The sequence below is a fragment of the Gordonibacter sp. An230 genome, assembly GCF_002159915.1.
Lineage (GTDB): Bacteria > Actinomycetota > Coriobacteriia > Coriobacteriales > Eggerthellaceae > Rubneribacter.
The window spans coordinates 1-1,796 of sequence record NZ_NFJP01000065.1; the positions used below are offsets into that span (position 1 = coordinate 1).

A 1,796-nucleotide genomic window follows, 5' to 3' on the forward strand; every position below is an offset into this window, starting at 1 on the left:
GCCCGGCACGCGCGACAGCGGCGGCCTCACCGACACGCCGGGGTGAAGGCGCTCGGCCATGGCGGCCCAGCCGTCCGCATCGGACTCGACCGCCTCTCTGTGGCGGGTCGGAGCACCCGCTCCAACCTCTTCGCACATGCCTTCTTCCATTGTGGCTTCGACGCTGTTCAACTCGCCCACCCTGCGAGGCTTCTCTCCTCGCTACCTCTTCTTCCTCACCAGGCTCAACCCCACCTTGGTCTCCACCTCGCGACCGCAGATGCGCAAGCGCAGATACGCGACGCGCTTTCGGCGATCGACCTTCCGGATCAAACCCTCGCGGCCTACAAGCGGGCCGCTCGTCACCACGACGCGACCACCCTCCACATGCCCCTCGCTCATATCGACAACTCGCCGCAATCCTTCCTTGCGAGCGAAAGCGCAGATCCAAGCCACCTCGTCGGCGGCAAGGGGCGTGAACACCCCGTCATATGCCAGAAGCTTTGCGAAACGCGGCGCGCGTTTGAGCGCCGCAGCCACAGCCTCCGTGTCGCGCGGTTTGGCGACGGCGATAAGGTAGCCGGGGAACAGAGGCTCCTCGCCCTCGACAAGCTCGCCGGAGCGCTTGGAAAGAGTGCGTCGCTTCGGTACGAACAGCTCCTCGAAAACGCCCTCGAGGCCGGCAGCGCGCGCGGCCTGCTTGACAAGGTCGCACGATACGTCCTCGCGACCCGTCTCCACCTGCACGGCGTACCACATGGGCACCCCCTTCCAATGCGGCCCCACCCGAAAAGCAGGCAGGGCAAAGCTTCGCCACGATCCTCCAAAAAAGGACGCTTGACGGAGTATTCACTCCCCGCCGCTTGTACGACTCCCGAACGCGGGCTCGCTTTACACGGCGGGGTCGATGTCGGCGGCCCCGCGCCCAACGAAACGTCGTTCCTTGCGTTTCGCAGGGCGCGAGACCGCCGACATGCGGTTCCAAACCTCAGTTTTTCCGGGGCACCGAAAGCGCGGCCTGCAGAAGGAACCCTGCGCCCGGCTGTCCCAATTCGACGAAAGCCAAAGACTTGTGACGGTTGATCTTGCGGATGCGGGACTCCCTGCCAACGAGCGGACCGCGCTCGACGACCAGCTTCCCGCCTTCGATGAACCCCTCGCTCGCCCGCAGCACGCGCGACGGCCCGAGCGTCTCCTCCAGCCACCTTTGAACCTCGGCCTCCACCGGCAAAAGCGCACGGCCCCTTCTTCCTGCAAGCGACACGGGAAACGACAGCCGTTCGACCGCGCGGGCAAGCCCGCGTCCGTCACACGAGGCAAGCAGCACATAGCCCCTGAACATAGGCCGCTCCACTTTGAACCAGGTGCCGCGGCGCTTCATCACGGCCTCCCACTTGGGGCAGAACGCCTCGGAAAGCACCTCGGCCGGAAGAGCGGCGCCGACTTTGGCGGCAAGCGCGTCCTCCCGTCCCTCGCCCGCATAGGCGGCATACCAGCGCGCCGTCCGAGCCTCGCCGGCAGCGCGAAACCTAGACGACAAAAGCCCCGTGGGAGCGCACGGCATCGCTTCGGCCCCCTCGGCCACAGCCTCCCGCCTTTCTCTCTCGCATCGCAGAAACGGAGCCGGTCGCGCGAATGCCAAAACGTAGACTTTACGCCGTCCGCGTATAAGGCGCTCCGCTCGCCGGTTCGAAAAACCCGATCTGCTGTTTTACAGATCGAAGAAATTCTCCCACACCGGGTTCAAAAAGTCTACGTTTTGACGCACTCCGCACACGATCTTCGCGTGTTTTGCACGTGAAAATACAGCCCCCCCC

The 1,796-nt window shown here is 64.9% G+C and carries 2 protein-coding genes; both read right to left on the reverse strand.

What is annotated here, in order from left to right; translation table 11 throughout:
* Nucleotides 1-201 precede the first annotated feature (201 nt).
* Nucleotides 202-738: an antiterminator LoaP gene (gene loaP / locus B5F40_RS15680; RefSeq protein ID WP_087195201.1), complete on the reverse strand. Its 537-nt coding sequence runs from the start codon at nt 736-738 to the stop codon at nt 202-204.
* A gap of 229 nt (nt 739-967) precedes the next feature.
* Nucleotides 968-1,564, reverse strand: coding sequence for a hypothetical protein (locus B5F40_RS15685; protein WP_087195202.1), 597 nt, complete (start codon nt 1,562-1,564; stop codon nt 968-970).
* Nucleotides 1,565-1,796: the final 232 nt, after the last annotated feature.